The organism is Pseudomonas sp. B21-054 (genome assembly GCF_026016345.1).
GTDB lineage: Bacteria > Pseudomonadota > Gammaproteobacteria > Pseudomonadales > Pseudomonadaceae > Aquipseudomonas.
This window is the reverse complement of the sequence record NZ_CP087204.1, coordinates 4,302,036-4,318,300: the sequence shown is the minus strand read 5'-3', so window position 1 is coordinate 4,318,300 and position 16,265 is coordinate 4,302,036. Positions and strand designations below refer to the sequence as shown.

The window sequence follows — 16,265 nt, the reverse complement described above, 5'->3', positions numbered from 1 at the left end:
GATACAGCTCCTGGAGAAAGGGGAGGTTGTGCGGGCATCAGATGACACCCTCTTCAACGGTGTCCGAAGACGGCTGGCGCTCAAGGATTTGCGCCACCTCGGTCAAGGTGGCGGCGCCGAACAACTGGCCCATGGGCAGTTCAACGCCCAGGCGGGTGCGCAGCATTTCGAGAAAGCGCGTGGCCAGGAGGCTGTCACCACCGAGGCGGAAAAAGTTGTCGTGGCGCGACACGCTCGGCACGTTGAGCAATTGCTGCCAGAGTTCGGCGATCACCCGTTCGTCCGGGCGCAGCGGTTGCTCGTCCACCACCGTACGCGTTTGGGTGGCGTCGGCCAGGGCGGCCTGCAGCGCGCGGCGATCGACCTTGCCGTTGCTGCTCAGAGGCAAGTGTTCAAGCACCAGGATCTGCTCCGGGCGCATGTACCCCGGCAGGCATTGCTCCAGGTGTCGCGCCAGGGCCTGCGCCTCGGTGCTGGCGGTGACGGCGGCCATCAGCTGGTTATTGGCGACCAGTGCCACCGCTGTGTTTACGCAGGGGTGGCGGGCTAGGGCGGCTTCGATTTCGCCCAGCTCGATGCGATGGCCGCCAATCTTCACCTGGCTGTCAGCGCGGCCCAGAAACTCCAACAAACCGTCGGGGTGGTAGCGGCCCAGGTCGCCGGTGCGGTACCAGCCATCGACAAAGCGCTCGGCATTCAACTGTGGCGCGTGACGATAGCCGCGAGCGACACCGGCGCCACCAATCCACAGCTCGCCGGTGACCCAGTCCGGGCAGTCCCGCCCCAGGGTATCGACCACCCGGTAAGCCTGGTTCGCCAGCGGCACGCCGTAGGGGATCGAGCGCCAACCCGGCAAGGGTTGTTGCACTTGGAAATGGTTCGACCAGATCGCCGCTTCGGTGGCGCCGCCCAGGGCGATAAAGCGGCAGTCAGGGGCCTGTTGCCGCAAGCGTTGCGGCAGGTCGAGGCCAATCCAGTCCCCCGACAGCAGCGCCACTTTCAGACCCAGTGGCTGGCGGTCGTGGGCGTTGGCTTCGAGCAGCATGTCCAGCAGGGCCGGCACGCTGTTCCACAGGGTCACGCCATGGTGTTGCAACGCCTTGAGCCAGGCCCGCGCATCACGGCGTTGATCCTCTTCGATCAGCACCAGCGCACCGCCCACCGACAGCAGGCCGAACAAGTCGTATACCGAAAGATCGAAGTCCAACGCTGACAGCGCCAGGGTACAGTCGCTGGCGTCGATGCCATAACAGCGGTTGATCTCGGCCACGGTGTTCATCGCCGCGCGGTGGGTGATCTCCACGCCCTTGGGCTGGCCAGTGGAACCGGAGGTGTAGATCACGTAGGCCAGTTCTGCGGCCGGGACGGCGAGCGGCGCCGACAGCGGTTCAGCTTCCAGCGCGCGGCGCGGATCGAGGTGTCTGACTCTCGACAGCTGCGGGTCGTGCCCGGCAATCATCAGGCTTACGCCGGCCTGTCGCAGGATGCGTTGGCAGCGCTGCAGCGGTTGGTCGACACCCACCGGCAGGTATGCGGCACCTGCGGCCAGAATGCCCAGCACGCTGGCGATCTGTTGCGGCCCCTTGGCCAGGGACACGGCCACCAGCTCGCCCGGCCCGACGCCTGCGTCCACCAGGCTGCGAGCAATGCGCAGCGCCCGGTCGGCGAGTTCGCCATAGCTCAGGGTGCCGTGCTCGCCCCACAACAGGGCCGGGCGTTGTGGTGCTTGGCGTGCGTGTTCGAAGAACCCTTGGTGTAAGGTCGGGTCACCCGGCACGCTTGGGCCCGGGGCATTGAGCCGGGCGCGCAGTTGCGCCTGGGCTTGCGGCAGCAGGTCCGGCGGCGGGTTGTCCCAGGCGTGCTCGGCCAGCCAATTCAAGCTGTACAGGTAGGCGTCGAACATCGCTTCGACCAGACCTTCGGGGAACAGGCCGACCACGTAGTCCCAATTCAAGGCTACGCCGCCGTTGGCTTCGACCACCTGATGGTCGAGCCAGACCTGTGGCGTTTGAGTCAGGCCAAAGACTTGCCGGGCAAACGGCCCATCCACCGGCGCGGCCGTGCCATCCGGGACCCCGAGGGCACTGGTGAACACCACGGGCATGCTTACCTGGCGCTCGCCATTGCCCCGGGCCAATTGCCGCAGCAAGCTGACCGAGCCGAGGCAACGATGTTCCAGTGCCTCGCCCAGGATTCGCTGGGTACGCCGGGCGCGGTCGACCCAGCGCTCACCGGGCACCGGTACATAGCCAAGCAGCGTCAGGGAGGTGAAATCGCCCATGACCTGATCGATCTGGGGGTGCAGCGCGCGACGATCGAACAACGTGAGGTTGAGGCTGAGGTCCGGGCGCGCACTCCAGCGGCCGAGGGTTTCGGCAAATGCGCAGAGCAGTACCGCCGACGCGGTGAGGCCGTGTTGTTGGGCCTTGGCCAGGATCGCTGTCCAGGCTTGGGCGTCGATCTGCCCTTGCAGACGGTCAAAGCGCGGTTGGCCAAGGCTGGCGGGGTCAACCGCCAACGGCAATTGCGGATGCGCGGGCAGCTCGGGCAGGCGCTCCTGCCAGAACTGTTGCGCGGCTTGCAGCTCGGCCGCGTCCACGGCGGATTGCAGTTGATAATCGCGGAACGACAGTTCCAGGGGAGTCAACGTCAATCCGGGGTCCCGATACAAGGCATCCAGTTCTGCGTAGAAGCGCAGGATGCTCAGGGCATCGAGAATCAGATTGTCCAGGCTGATGGCCAACCGGGTGTGCCGATCATGAGTCACTGCCTGCAGATCGAACAGCGGCCACTGGCCTGGATCGAACACGCGATGGGCACAGTGTTCGCGCAAATCTGCGAGGCTGGCGTAGCCCTGGCCGATCTTGAAGGATGGCAGCTGTTGCAAGGGTAGGATGCGGGCCTGGCCGCATTGATCGAACACGGCGCGGAGCATTTCGTGGCGCTCGATCAAGCGCTCAAGGGCGTTTTGCAGGCGCGGCAGGTCAAGGTCCTCAACGTCGTATTCGCGATAGAAGTGACAGCTCACGCCGCCCAGTACCAGGCTCGGATCGCGGCCCAGCCAATAAGCTTGCTGGACCTCGGTCATGGGGAAAGGCGCGTGGCGTTGCGGCAGGTCGGGCACAATCGTGCGCTGCGGTTCGGCCTGGGTCAGTCGATGCAAATCAGCACAAAAATGCGCGAGCAACGGTTTGACAAAGACCTGGGCGATACGCGCGCCACCCAGCCCCTGTTCGGCGAGCAGGCGCACCAGGCGGGTGGCGCTCAGGGAGTCACCGCCCAGGGCGAAGAAATTGTCTTCACGGCAGACTTCGTCACAGCCCAGCAACTGCTGCCAGACACGCGCCACCTGCGTTTCGATGTCGCCGCAGGGAGGCGACAGGTTGGCCGGTACGCGAGTGTTGTTCACGGCCAGCCAGGCACTCAGCGCGTTGCGATCCACCTTGCCGTTGCCGGTCAAGGGCAATCGCGCGCACCCCAGGATCGTGCCGGGAATCATGTAGGCCGGCAGGTGCTCGGCGAGATGCCGGGCAAAGCCCGGCGAGTCAAACCGGGTGGGCTCTTCGGGGCCATTTGTCAGGCGCACCACCGCCGCCAGTTGCTGGCCAGCCAGCAGAGCCACCGCCTGATCGATGCCTGGCCAGGCAAGCAATGCGCTTTCGACTTCCCCGGCTTCGATGCGCAAGCCGTGCAGTTTGAGTTGGAAATCGCGGCGCCCGAGGAATTCGACATTGCCGTCGGGGTGATAGCGCGCATTGTCGCCGGTGCGATACCAGCGCAGGCCTTGGTAGTCTACAAAGCGTTCAGCGGTGCGCACCCGGTCGCCGCGATAACCCTCGGCCACACCGGTGCCGCCGATCCACAGTTCACCGGCGACCCAGTCCGGGCAGTCGTGGCCGTGCGGGTCGACGATGCGCAGGTGGACGTTATCCAGTGGCGTGCCATAGGGCAGGCAGTGCCAAGGCAATGCTTGGCCAGGCAGCACTTCGAACAGGGTCGAGTGGATGGCGGTTTCGGTGGCACCGCCCAGAGCCATGAAGCGGCAGCCGGGTGCTTGGGTCCACAGCCGGGGCGCCAGATTCGGAGCGACTTTGTCGCCGCCCAGCAACACCGCACGTAGCGGCAGGCTGGCGTCGGCAGGGGCGCAACCGAGCAGCATGTCGAGCAATGCCGGCACACAGTTGAGCACGCTGGCGCGATGCTGCAGGGCCAGTTCACGCCAGCGTCCGGCATCGCGCTGGGCCTCGGGCTCGATACCGATCACCGCGGCCCCCGTCGACAGCGCGGCAAACAGGTCGAACACCGACAGGTCGAACTCCAGCGCCGACAGCGCGAGGATTCGGTCGTCACTGTTCAGGAGCAAGCGCCGTTGCAGGTCTTGCAGGGTGTTGGCGGCCGCCTGATGGCTGATTTCCACGCCCTTGGGCTCACCTGTGGAGCCCGAGGTATAGAGGATATAGGCCAGGTCGCTGATTGCCCCGGGCCGCGGAGCGTCCAGCGCGGTGCCGGTGGCGGGCAGTTCCGTGAGCAATAAGCGTGCACCCGATGACTCACGGATTTTCTGGCAACGCGCCGTGGGTTGATCGACGCTGATGGGCAGGTACGTGGCGCTGCACGCCAGGATGCCCAGCACCGCAATCACCTGCTCGGGCCCCTTGGGCAGTTGCAACGCCACCACATCGCCGCGCCGCACGCCTTGGTCTTCCAGGTAGGCCGCCACGCTCAGGGCGCGCTCGGCCAGCTCGCCGTAGTGGATGACGGGCTGATTGCCGTGCAACAACGCGGGCAGGTCTGGCGTCAGGCGCGCCTGGGCAAAAAAGGCTTCGTGCAGGCGCTGCTCCGGCAGGGGCGCGGCCTGGCCTTGAACGCTGTTGCGGACCTCAAGTTGGCTGGCGGGGATCAGCGCCGGCGGTGGCAGATCCCAGGCCGAAAATTCAAAACACAGGCGCTGCAACAGGCCGATATAGGCCTCGAACAAGCCGTCCAGCATCCCGTCGGCGAACAGCCCCTCACGGGCATCGAGATTGACCAGGATACCGCCATCCAGTTCGGTAACCTGAGCGTCGAGCCACACCTGCGGGCCCTGGGAAATGATCCAGGCCGGTTCGCCGAAACACGCCTGCACGCCCTCGGCGAACAATTCCCCTAGCCCCAGGGCGCTGGTATACACCACCGGTGCCAGCACTTGCTCACCGCGTTGCCGCGACAGCTCGCGCAACACCTCCAAACCGGAAAACGCGCTGTGCGCCGCATCGCCATGGAAGCGTCGTTGCAGGGCCGTGGCGCGAGCGGCAAAAGTGCCGGCGACGTGACCTTCCCAAGCCAGCAGGATCGATGAGGTGAAATCGCCAACCAGGCGGTCGACATCGGCATGCAACGGGGTGCGGTTGAACAGCGGCAGGTTGAGTAGCAGCTCGGGCGTCTCGCACCAGGCACCAAGGGCTTCACAGAACACCGCCGCCAGGGCCATCGCCGGCGTGAGCCCATGTTCGCGGGCGTGGCGCTCGAAGGTCTGGCGCTGGGACGGCGGCAGCCAATGGTGACGGCGCCGCACCTGGCGATCGTCGCCCTGGGTCTTGACGGGCAGGCGCGGGGCACCGGGCAACCGGTCCAGGCGCTGCAACCAGTAGTCACGGGCGTGTTGATGACGAGCAAGCTGCTCAGGGTTGGCCTGTTCATCGCGCAGGTCGGCCAGGTAACGGGCGAAGCTGTAGTCCAGCGCGGCCAGGGGCTGTTGGTGATACAGCTGCACCAGGTCGCCGAGCAAGATGCGCAGGCTCAAGGCATCGGCTGCGAGCATGTCGAGGTTCAAGTGCAGGCGAGTCCCGTCGGGCAGCAGCGACAACTGGATATCCAGTACCTGACCTTGTTCAACGGCCAATTGGCGGTGGGATAACTCCGTGCGCAACGCCTCCAGTCGTTGTTGCTGTTGATCGGCGCTGGCCTGGCGCAAGTCGTGCACTTTCAATCCTGGCCAAGGGCTCTGTGCAAGGATCCGCTGGCGGCCGTCGTCGAGAAACTGCGCGCGCAACATCGGATGCCGCGCCAGTAACGCCCGGACGGCGGCCTCCAAGCGGACCGGGTCAACGTCGCGGCCGTCGAATTCGTTGTAGAAGTGCGCCGCCACACCGCCCAATTGCTGGCCGGGCGCACGCCCGATCCAGTAGGCGTGTTGCATCGGCGCCAGTTCGAAAGGCAGCCCTTCGTCCGTCTGCACGGTGGGCGCGGCAGGGACGGTGGGCTTCACATCGAGCAGTGCCAGCCAGGCGGATAGGCGCGGGTCGGCGATCAGCTCGGCGAAGCGCGCGGCCAGCCCCTGGCGGCGCCATTGGCCGGCGAGGCGAATCAGGGTGACGGAGTCCAGCCCCCATTCGATCAGGTTCGCCTCCAGGGGTATCTGCTCGGCGGGCAGATCGAGGGCTTGGGAAAGGGACTGGCGCAGCAGTGTTGCGGTTGAGGTGCTGGGAGTGGCCATGGCTCAACGTCTTCTCATTACTAGGGCCCGGACCGGGGTTGGCCCAGGCGCTGGGGGCAGGCAGATGCTTGGAGGAAGATGCTAGTCATTCTCATTTTGCCAACTACCCGGATCGAATCGTTTTTGCCCCGCATCCGCGTCTCGCTCATCGGTTGCAGTGGCGTGACGGCTGCGTGCAAGGCCGGTCGGTCGCAGGATGCGGTTGGAAAATGACTTGAATCGGGTAGAGCCCGGCCCATGGCCTTGATTACCGTCGCTCGCCGCCCTCTTGCAGGGCCTGTGTCCCTCTGATCTGGTCTGGAGTTGTGGATGTCTGTCGATTCGGGTTTACAAGTGCGCGGCCTGCGCAAGCGCTACAGCAACGGCGTCGAAGCGCTGCGCGGCGTGGACCTGAGCGTCGGGCCTGGCATGTATGGTCTGCTGGGGCCGAACGGCGCGGGCAAAAGCAGTCTGATGCGGACCCTGGCGACTTTGCAGCAACCAGACGCCGGCAGCATTCACCTGGATGGAGTGGATGTGCTGGCCGATGCCGACTATTTGCGCCGCCGCCTGGGCTATCTGCCGCAGCAATTGGGCGCGTATCCGGGCGTAAGTGCACGGGATCTGCTTGATCGTTTTGCCTGGCTCAAGGGGCGAACCGACAGCCGTCAACGTCGTGAGGAAATCGAGGGTCTGCTGGACAAGGTCAACCTCCGGCAGGCAGCCCATCGGGCGCTTGCCACTTATTCGGGCGGCATGCTGCGTCGGTTCGGCATCGCCATGGCGCTGGTGGGCTCGCCACGCCTGTTGATCGTCGACGAACCCACGGCAGGCCTCGATCCGGTGGAGCGCAACCGTTTTCATCGAGTGCTCGCCGATGTCGCCGCCGAATCGATCGTGTTGCTTTCGACGCACATCGTCGAGGACGTCGAGAACCTCTGCAGCCGGCTGGCGGTGCTGGCCGGTGGACAGATTATTGTCGAAGGGAGCCCGGCGCAGTTGTTGGGCGCCGAGCGGGGCCGATTGTGGGAAGGGTCCTTCGACCGTGGCGAGGCGCTGCCCGACGCCTTGCATGTGGCCGCCAGTCCGCAGGGCAGCCGCGTCATTGTGCACGGCACATGTCCTGCCGACCCTCGCTTCGTGCCCCACGCGCCGCGCCTGGAAGACATCTATTACCTGGCCCTGGCCCAGGCGGGTGAGGCGATCGACGCATGAATACCTTTGCTCTGCTGATGCGTGAGGCCTGGGTTGAAGTGCGCGCCGGGCTGCGCAGCGGCATCCCGTTGCTGGTGTTCCTCGGCCTGACCGGCTATTTGCTGATGTCCCTGGCCAACGCCGACTACGTGCAGAAAATGGGCGCCAGCGATATCGCCCGCAATGCCCCGAGCCTGATCTACCTGATGTCGTGCGGCTGTATGTTCTTCCTGTTTTTTGCCTGGGCATGGGTCTTTGCCCAGCCGGCCCTGCGGGACCGCAAGGCGCAATTGGAAGAAGTGTTGCTGGCTTTGCCACTGTCGCTGCCGGCGCTGTTGTGGGGACGTTTCATCGGTGCAGCGCTGGTGGGTGGTTTACTCGCCAGCTCATTGATCGTCGGGTTTCTGCTCAGCCCGGTGCTGGGGTGGCTCGGCTGGGTGCCAGCGGCGAGCATCGGCGCGCCAAACTGGTCGGCGCTGGGGTTTGCCTGGGTCGCGTTGCTGTTGCCGGTGAGCACCGGGATCGGTGCGTTGTATTACCTGCTGGCCTTGCGCAGCCGCGGCCTCGCCGCGCCGTTTGCCTTGGCAACGGTGCTGATGCTGCTGTGGATGTTCGCGGTAGTGGTGCTCAAGGGCGGACATATCAACCCGCTGCTGGCCGCCAGCCTTGATCCGTCACTGTTTACCTTTGCCCAGGCCCAGGTGGAAACCTGGTCCGCCGCGCAAAAATCCCGATCGCTGTTGGCATTGACGCCGGGGTTCTGGCTGAACCGGGCGCTGTGGTGTGGGTTGCCCTTGCTGCTGCTCGCCGTCGTCCTGGCCCGCACCAGCCGCCAAGGCTTGATGGGCCGGCGCAGCGGCGCCATGTTGGCCGAGCCACCGATGCAGTTGGCGAGCCACGTGCGCTTGCCGGGTCCGTTATCCAGCAGCCAGTGGTCGCGGGCCTTGTGGCGCGAGGTTCGCTGGCAGGTGCGGCAGTTGTTTGCCCGGCGCCTCTGGTGGGCAGCCCTTGGGTTGCTGCTGGCCATGGGCATTCTTAGCGGGTTTGTCCATATCGTCTGGCATGCACGAGGGCCGATGGTGCCGCGGCCGGATCTGATCTTGCCGCTGTTATCGAGCGCGTCTTTCCTGGTGATCGCCTTTATTGTCGCGGCGCTGGTGGGGCTGGTGTGCCGGCGCGATGACGTCGAAGGCCTAGGCGCGATGCTGCAAGCGACCCCGGCGCCGGCATGGCTGCGCTTGTTGGGACGGGTGGCCTGCGTGCTGACGGCGACATCGGCCTTGGCACTGGTGCCGGGCATTGCCAGCCTGGTGATCAGCGCGATTGCCGCCCCCGGTAACCTGGCCCCAGGCTTTGTGCTGATCTATCAGGTACTGGTATTCGCGCCACCGTTGCTGGAACTGGCGATGCTCACGGTGCTGGTGCATGCCTTGATCCGTCGCTCCGGCCTGGCGTACGCGACGTCGATGCTGCTGACATTTTTCCTGGTGCTCAACCATGAGTTGGGGCTGGTCAGTTATCCCGCCTATGCCATGGCGATTCCGGCTCACGTGGCGTTGTCGCAACTCACGGGCTGGGCGCCCTGGTTGCCTTATCTCGCGACCTTGACGAGCTGGAAACTGGCCTGCTGCCTGGTACTGGTCGCGTTGGCGGCGCTGGTCTTGCCCCGGGGGCCGGAACGGCGACGTCTCATCGATGTACGCCGCAGCCTGTGGAGGCTGCCCGGTGCTTTGCTGATATTGGGAGCCGTCGGTCTGCTGGGCAGCGGCGTGTTGTTGCATCGGCATCTGGTAGAGCAGGGCGAGTACCGGTCGGTGGCCGAGGAACGGGCCGAGCACGCCGAATGGGAACAGCGATGGTTGGCTGGGGCGGGCGCTTGGCAAGTAGCGCAAGGACGTTTGCGCTTGCGTATCGACAGCGTTGCGCGACGTGTCGAAGGCGAGTGGACACTGGGGGTTGTAACCGCTGCCAATCAGCGCCTGGACGCCGAACTGCCGCCCGGTTTGCACATCACGACGGTGAGCGTCATGGGGCGCCCGGTGATTTTCGAGCAGGCGGCCGGGCACCTGCGTGTGCCTCTGAATGAATGCGCGGCGAGCGGCTGCAGCATGCAACTGAACTGGACGCTGGAAGCCGCCGGCTGGCCGTCCGAAGGTGACGCATTCTGGCTGGGACCGCGAGGGGTGTGGCTGCAGGCGCGCCGCGTGATGCCGCGCCTGGGCCTGGACCGCGAGCGCTTGCTGCGTGCGCCGGCGCAGCGTGCCGAAGCCGGTTTATCGGCTGAGGCGCCGAGTCTGCCAGCAGGGTCGACAGTTGCCGTAGACGCGGTGGCGCCGGCGGGGGCGTGGCAGTGGCTGATCGAGGTTGATGGCCAGGCTTTAATCGGACAAAGCGACGGGCCACTGGACTTCGCCTACCACATGGCCGCGACGCAAGACCTCGACGGCGTGAAGGTACTCGCCGATGCCGGCCGCCAGCAAACCGCCCGTGAAGTCCGCGAGGATCTGGAGCTCATGTCCGCTTGTGTGGCTCGGCGCCTGGGCCATCGCCCGACCGTCGAACACCTGAGCCAGTGGCCGCCCGGCATGGGTTCCAGCCAGTTGAGCCAGACCCATCTTTTGCTCGGCCAGGCGCCGGATTGGGACGTGGCGCCGGTGGGCGTCGGGCGCTGGACGCGCCGCGCGCATATCGCCGAACTGCTCGCGCGCCGAATGCTGATCGACGCCAGCGACCTGCGACAAGCCCCGGGCTATCTCTGGTTGAGCCAGGGCGTGGCAGGCGCGATCGGCCTGTTGTGTGTCGGCGATGTCGACGGCGCTGATGCCCGCTCGGCCCTGGTGAAGTTGATGGGCGAAGACTTGACCCGTGCCTTGGGCAATGACGGCGAGCCCATCGGCACCTTGGCTGACGCCCGAGAGCAGGGCTGGGTTGCGTCTTATGCGCCCCTGGTCAGCCTGGATTGGGTGGCCGGACAAAGCGCCGGACAACTGATGGCGATGAGCACAAATATCCGAAACGGCCAGGGATGGCCCGCCGCAATGCAGGGCCTGCTGGGCGCGCCCTCCGATCAGGCAATCACCACGGCGCTCAAGCGCTGGGGGCCTGCGCAATGAATTCGAACCATCCCTGTTTTCTGGAGCTTCCCATGTCACCTGAGTTGTCTGTCCAACCGCTACGTCGTCCGCTTGGCTGGCGCGAGAATGTGCTGACCCAAACCCTGGCGCTGGCTTTGTCCAGCCAGGTATGCACGGCCTATTCTGCTGGCTATCAACCCTCCACCAGTGCGGAGGTCATCGAGTTGGCCCCGCTGACAGTCAGCGCCCGGTTGAACGAGGAAAGCGCCAAGGATATTCCCTTCGGACTTTCCGTGATCGACGGACAGACCCTCGAAACCCGGCGCTTGCGTAGCCTGGAGGATGCATTGCGGACCACGCCGGGCGTGGATGTGAACTCCTGGGGCGGCGCCAACGATGCCAATGTGCGCATCCGTGGTGTCGGTTCGCTGAACCAGATGAGCATGGACGATGGCTCGGTGGTACTGAATGTCGACGGGGTTCCGATGTCGGTGCGCAACGCGGCGATGGCCACGCTTGATGTGCAGCAAGTGGAGGTGCTCAAGGGCCCCCAGGGCACGCTGTTCGGGCGCAACAGCGAGGCGGGCGCGATCAATGTGACCACCCGCAAGCCGACCCGCGAACTGGAAGGTTATGTGCGCGGCGAAGTTGGCAACCAGGGCCAGTTCATGACCGAAGGTGCCGTCGGCGGGCCGTTGACCGAATCCCTCGCGGGGCGTATTGCCGTGCGCCGTAGCGGCTTCGATAACTGGATCGACGACCAGCAGGACGGCGACCCGTTGACCAAACCCCGCGACCTGGCCCTGCGCGGCAGTCTGCTATGGGACAACGATCAGGGCACAACCGGCCTGCTGACCGCCGAGCGCCAGCGCGCCGATCATTATGCCGGCCTGGAAATGCTGCGCCCGTTCGGCAACCGCCCCAGCCTGGACTACACGCCCGGTACGTTTGATGACAACCAGAAGACCAACGAGCGTTATTCTTTCGAGCTCAATCATGACTTGGCGCAGTCGCGGATCACCTCGATCAGCGCCTACACCAGCACCGATTTCAATGCGGTAAAAGGCTATGACCGCAACATCACCGAGGCTCTCTACGGATCACCGTTCGAATACCTGATCGAAGATACTGCCAAGGAGCGCGTGTGGAGCCAGGATCTGCGCCTGGGCTCGCTGGCGGATGCCGAGGTGTTCTGGGTGACCGGGATGAACCTGTCGCGCTCCGAGCGCAGCTTCGATTCCGACGACTTCACCAGCGGCGCCCGGCAGAGGCGCGATTTCACCACCAACAGTTATGCGCTGTACGGCGAGATGACGTATCCGATCGCCGAAGACTGGAAGCTCACCACAGGCCTGCGCCACACCTGGGACCGCAAGACCTATGGCGCCGACTATTCAAGCGGGAGCAATAGTGTCGCCGACGATCGCCGGTTACGGAATGACTACAACACCGGTCGCGTGGCCTTGAGCTACGCGCTCACGCCGCAGACGAATCTGTATGCGGTGCTGTCGCGAGGCTATAAGTCAGCGGGCTTCAACGATTACGCGACGTCGGTCAGGGACAGCGAACCTTACAAAGCGGCCAAGGTGAACTCCGCCGAAGTCGGTTTCAAGCATGAAAGCGCCGAGGGTGCCCTGAGCCTCGAAGGTGCGTTGTTCATGACACGTGTGCAGGACGACCACCTGCTGGGGTATGACTTCAACACCCTGGCGGTCAGCGCCGTGAATGCCGATACCCGCAGCAAGGGCGCCGAGCTGTCGAGCACCTGGCATGTCACCGATGAGCTGACCCTGGGCAGTGCGGTGAGCTACACCAACGCGGTGGTGACCTCTGATGCACCGGGCGTTTCCGGTGGCGATGTAGCGGCGGGGAATCGTGTGCCGGACGTGCCACTGTGGAGCGGCAACTTCAGCATCGCCTGGCAGAGAAACCTGGGCGAGTTCATGGGCTTGCCTGCCCCGCGGCTGAATACGTTGCTCAACTATCGCGTGCAGAAAGATCGCCCCGCCGACCCACAGAATCACTACGACCTCAAAGGCTACGCCAAGCTGGACCTGCACGTGGGCCTGGAGACTGGCGGTTCGGAAGTCTACCTGTGGGGCGATAACCTGCTCGATGCGCAATATGACTTGTATGGATCGTACTCAACTGATCAGGTGCTGACCGGCATGCCGGGCCGGGGGCGCTCGGCCGGCGTCGGGTACAGTTATTCGTTCTGAGCGCCCCTCATGGAGTCAAGGGCAGGTCAGAACTGATAGGTATAGCCGAGACCCAAGGTGCGCCGCCGAGCCGGTGCACCATAGGCTACAGGGTCACTGTAGAAACCATAGGTGTCGTAGGTCTGGTTCAGCAGGTTGTCGGCGAAGGCATAGACTTCGCCGAAGCGGCTTTCGAGGCCCGCGCGCAGGTCGAGTTTTTCGTAGTTGTCCAGGTTGAAGTGGTTTTGTGGATCGGCTGCGCGTTCGCCCACCAGATGATAGTTGAGGCTGGTGTTCAAGATCGTTTCGCCAAGGCTGGCAAAGCTGCCCAAGGGGTGTCGCCAGTCGATGTTGAGATTGCCGCTCCAGCGTGGAACATCCGGGGTACGGTTGCCGGCGGCGACGTCACCGGCCTGGATGCCGTGTACGGCGCTGGTGATCCTGGCGTCGAGGTAGGTGGCGCTGGCGGTAACGGCCAGGCCATGGTCGAAGCGCCAGGCGCCTTCCAGTTCAGCGCCCCGGGTGCGGGTATCGGCATTGAACGCACTGGTGGCGAAGGTTGCAGCGTTGTAGCCCAACAGGTGGTCGTCGTGCACGCGGGTGTAGAACAGCGCACCGTTCAGGCTGCCACGGCGATCTTCGGTTTCACTTTTGAAGCCCAGCTCGGCGGCTCGGCTGACGGCGGCCTTGTAGGGCTCGCTGTCGCTGACCTGCGCAGCATAATCATTGAACCCGCCGGATTTATAGCCTCGCGCCAATTGCACGTAGACGTTGGTTTGCGGGGTGAGCGCATAGCTCAGGGCTACGCGGCCAGTGCCGTAGTGGTCAGTCAGCTTGCGTGAATCGTCCACGGCGCTGGCGCCAGCGAAGTACTGGCCGTCGTAGGTCTTGCGATCCCATGAGTGGCGATAGCCGGTGGTGAGCTTCAGGCGCTCGGTGAGCGGGAAGGTGACTTCGCCGTAGCCGGCATACGTGGTGGTGGTGAAGTCGCGAAACCTGGCATCGGCGGCGCCATAGGTATCGCGTGGCGTGTCGTAGCTGCGCTCGTTGCGGCTGGCGGCAAGGCCGGCGATCCAGAACGTGTCTGCGTCGGGCAACGAGCTCAAGTGCAGGTCCTGGCTCCAGCTGCGCTCGAAGGATTTGTCCACCGCCCAGTACTCGCTGGGCGTGCCATACAGGGCGTCCATCAGTTTGCTGTCGTAGGCGACCAGGCCTTCGAAATCGGCGGTGGAGGTCGCGGTCGTCGACGTCAGGCGACTGTTGGCGAAGTCATGATCGACCTTGACGGCGTAGCGCTCGGTGGTCTTGTAATTGTCATCGAACAGACCGGGCGTCAGATCCAGGCTGGGGTCGCTGCCATAAGGTCGCAGCACCAACGAGTTGGTGGCGCGTTCGGTTTTCTGGCGTTCAGCGCTGAACAGCACATGGGTGTCATCGTTGAGGTCCCAGAGCAGGCTGGCGCGATAAGCCTCGTTGCGTGGCTCGGTGATCGGATCGTGGGTCTGATCGTTGTCGATCCAGCTGTCATAGCCGGCCCGGCGCACTGCCAGGCGGCCGCTGAGGCTGTCGCTGATCGGTCCGCCGATGGCACCTTCGCTGAGGAACTGGCCCGCCTGACCCATCTCGCCGCGTATATAACCTTCCGGTTCACGGGTCGGCTGGCGGGTGGTGATGTTCACCGCGCCCGCTTGGCCAATCGCACCGGACATCGTGCCCTGGGGGCCCTTGAGCACCTCTATGCGATCGATATCCAAGGTGCCGAAACCGAGGCTGCGTGACGCAACTGGAACACCGTCGATGTTGAATGCCACCGAGCTGTCATCCATCGACATCTGGTACAGCGAGCCGACACCACGGATCAGCACGTTGAAGTCATTCGGGCCGCCGGAAGAGTTGACGTTGACCCCGGACGTATTGCGCAAGGCGCTTTCCAGCGTGTCGAGCCGCTGGATACGCAGTTGTTCGCCGCTGATCACGCTCAGGCTGATGGGCAGGTTTCGCGGATCTTCCTGCTCCATGCGCGCGGTCACCGTCGAGACGGGTAATTCAAAGGTCTCGTCAGTGGCGGCGAGTACCGGACTGGCCAATGCCCAAGTTAAAATTATTGTTATAGTATTACATTTGTAGCATGATCCACGGATAGCCGTCGTGTTGCGTCGTGCAGACATTGTAGGTCCTTGAGCGAGGATTCTGATCGGTGCGCGTTACGTTGGCTGCAACGAATTGGCGCAGAAATGGGGAGCGCGCCAGATGCTAATAATTATCAATTGCATAGATCCACCCCAATGTGATCTGATTCGAGCCGTATCCGGTCAACCAGGAGATTCACGATGTCAGTCGTTCAAGGAGGCGCAGGAGAGCCGATGCCGGTCTCGCGAATAATCACGGGAGAATATGGAAGTGATCTCGGGCCTGGGGCGCACTGTCGGGTCACGCGAATGAACCTGCAGGACGGCCTCGACATCGTGCGTTGGCAAAGCAAGTTCGAGCAGCCGATCGAATTACCTTTGCAGGACGATAGCGAATGTATCCATTTCAGTTTTACCAACCTGCTCAAGGGCAAGGCTGCCTGCAGCTTTCGTGATGGTCGTCGGCAGCGTCGCTACGTGATCGACGAGGGCGCCGGCTGCATCAGCTACGGGCGTCGTCGCCACGGTCTTTATCACCAGCACGGGGAAATCGATAACATCACGGTGATGATCCGTCCCGAGGTGTTGGTACAGTGGGAGTTGAAACTCGATCCGCTGCTGAATAAAGCACTGGCTTGCGATCATTGTTTTCTTGAGGGGCACCGCAGCGGCGAAATGAGCGCGACGGCGCATTTGTTGTGCACGGCAATGGACCAGGGGCCTGACTCACCGACTAGCCAACCCCGAAGCGGCCTTTGGCTGTACGGTCAAAGCATCACCCTGGTCAGCCTGTTCCTGGAGGCGCGCCACAATGTCGACTGCACCTGCCGCGTCAGCCACATCGATCGCCAACGCTTGCTTCGTGCGCGTGAACGGCTGCTCGCGGATCTTGGCAAGGCGCCAAGCCTGTCAGAACTCGCTCGCGAGTCCGGGATGAGCCAACCAAAGCTTACACGCGGGTTTCGCCAATTGTTCTTGAACAGCGTCTACGGCGTCTTCCAGCAAGCGCGGATGATCCAGGCCCGGAGTCGATTGTTGAACGGAGAAGAGTCGGTGATGAGAATCGCGTCGGACCTTGGGTATGCCAACGCGAGCCATTTCGCCACGGCGTTTCGCAAACAGTTCGGGATCAACCCTTCGCTTCTCAAACATGGCGGGAGGAGCAAGTTATCGATTTCGGTAAAGTGAGCGCTGATCGTTAGGAAGAATGGTCTCT

General features: G+C 64.0%; 6 protein-coding genes. 4 read left to right on the top strand and 2 right to left on the bottom strand.

Annotated elements, in window-relative coordinates:
• Positions 1-37: 37 nt before the first annotated feature.
• Positions 38-6,475 carry a non-ribosomal peptide synthetase gene (locus tag LOY70_RS18540; RefSeq protein WP_265028824.1) on the bottom strand — a complete coding sequence of 2,146 codons (6,438 nt, stop codon included), beginning with the start codon at positions 6,473-6,475 and terminating at the stop codon, positions 38-40.
• 309 nt (positions 6,476-6,784) lie between these two features.
• Here LOY70_RS18540 and LOY70_RS18535 point away from each other — a divergent pair, with 309 nt between their 5' ends.
• The 3 genes from LOY70_RS18535 to LOY70_RS18525 are packed head-to-tail and all read left to right on the top strand — an operon-like array spanning position 6,785 to position 12,941.
• On the top strand, positions 6,785-7,669 hold the full coding sequence (locus LOY70_RS18535; protein WP_265028823.1) for an ABC transporter ATP-binding protein: 885 nt from the start codon (positions 6,785-6,787) through the stop codon (positions 7,667-7,669).
• A complete protein-coding gene (locus LOY70_RS18530) occupies positions 7,666-10,761 on the top strand; it encodes a hypothetical protein (RefSeq protein WP_265028822.1) in 3,096 nt (1,031 codons plus the stop codon). The genes LOY70_RS18535 and LOY70_RS18530 overlap by 4 nt, the downstream gene beginning before the upstream one ends.
• 32 nt (positions 10,762-10,793) lie before the next feature.
• On the top strand, positions 10,794-12,941 hold the full coding sequence (locus tag LOY70_RS18525) for a TonB-dependent receptor (protein ID WP_265028821.1): 2,148 nt from the start codon (positions 10,794-10,796) through the stop codon (positions 12,939-12,941).
• Between the two features lie 26 nt (positions 12,942-12,967).
• Here LOY70_RS18525 and LOY70_RS18520 read toward each other — a convergent pair whose 3' ends face one another.
• Positions 12,968-14,938 carry a TonB-dependent receptor gene (locus LOY70_RS18520; protein ID WP_265028820.1) on the bottom strand — a complete coding sequence of 657 codons (1,971 nt, stop codon included), beginning with the start codon at positions 14,936-14,938 and terminating at the stop codon, positions 12,968-12,970.
• Positions 14,939-15,358: 420 nt separating this feature from the next.
• On the opposite strand from LOY70_RS18520, the gene LOY70_RS18515 reads away from it, so the two are divergent.
• Positions 15,359-16,237, top strand: a complete 879-nt coding sequence (locus LOY70_RS18515; RefSeq protein WP_265028819.1) for a helix-turn-helix transcriptional regulator — start codon at positions 15,359-15,361, stop codon at positions 16,235-16,237.
• The last annotated feature ends 28 nt before the right edge of the window (positions 16,238-16,265 follow it).

Coding starts and splice junctions, on each gene's coding strand:
- LOY70_RS18540 (WP_265028824.1), bottom strand. CDS start 6,475: ATGGCCACTCCCAGCACCTCAACCGCAACACTGCTGCGCCAGTCCCTT.
- LOY70_RS18535 (WP_265028823.1), top strand. CDS start 6,785: ATGTCTGTCGATTCGGGTTTACAAGTGCGCGGCCTGCGCAAGCGCTAC.
- LOY70_RS18530 (WP_265028822.1), top strand. CDS start 7,666: ATGAATACCTTTGCTCTGCTGATGCGTGAGGCCTGGGTTGAAGTGCGC.
- LOY70_RS18525 (WP_265028821.1), top strand. CDS start 10,794: ATGTCACCTGAGTTGTCTGTCCAACCGCTACGTCGTCCGCTTGGCTGG.
- LOY70_RS18520 (WP_265028820.1), bottom strand. CDS start 14,938: ATGGAGCAGGAAGATCCGCGAAACCTGCCCATCAGCCTGAGCGTGATC.
- LOY70_RS18515 (WP_265028819.1), top strand. CDS start 15,359: ATGAACCTGCAGGACGGCCTCGACATCGTGCGTTGGCAAAGCAAGTTC.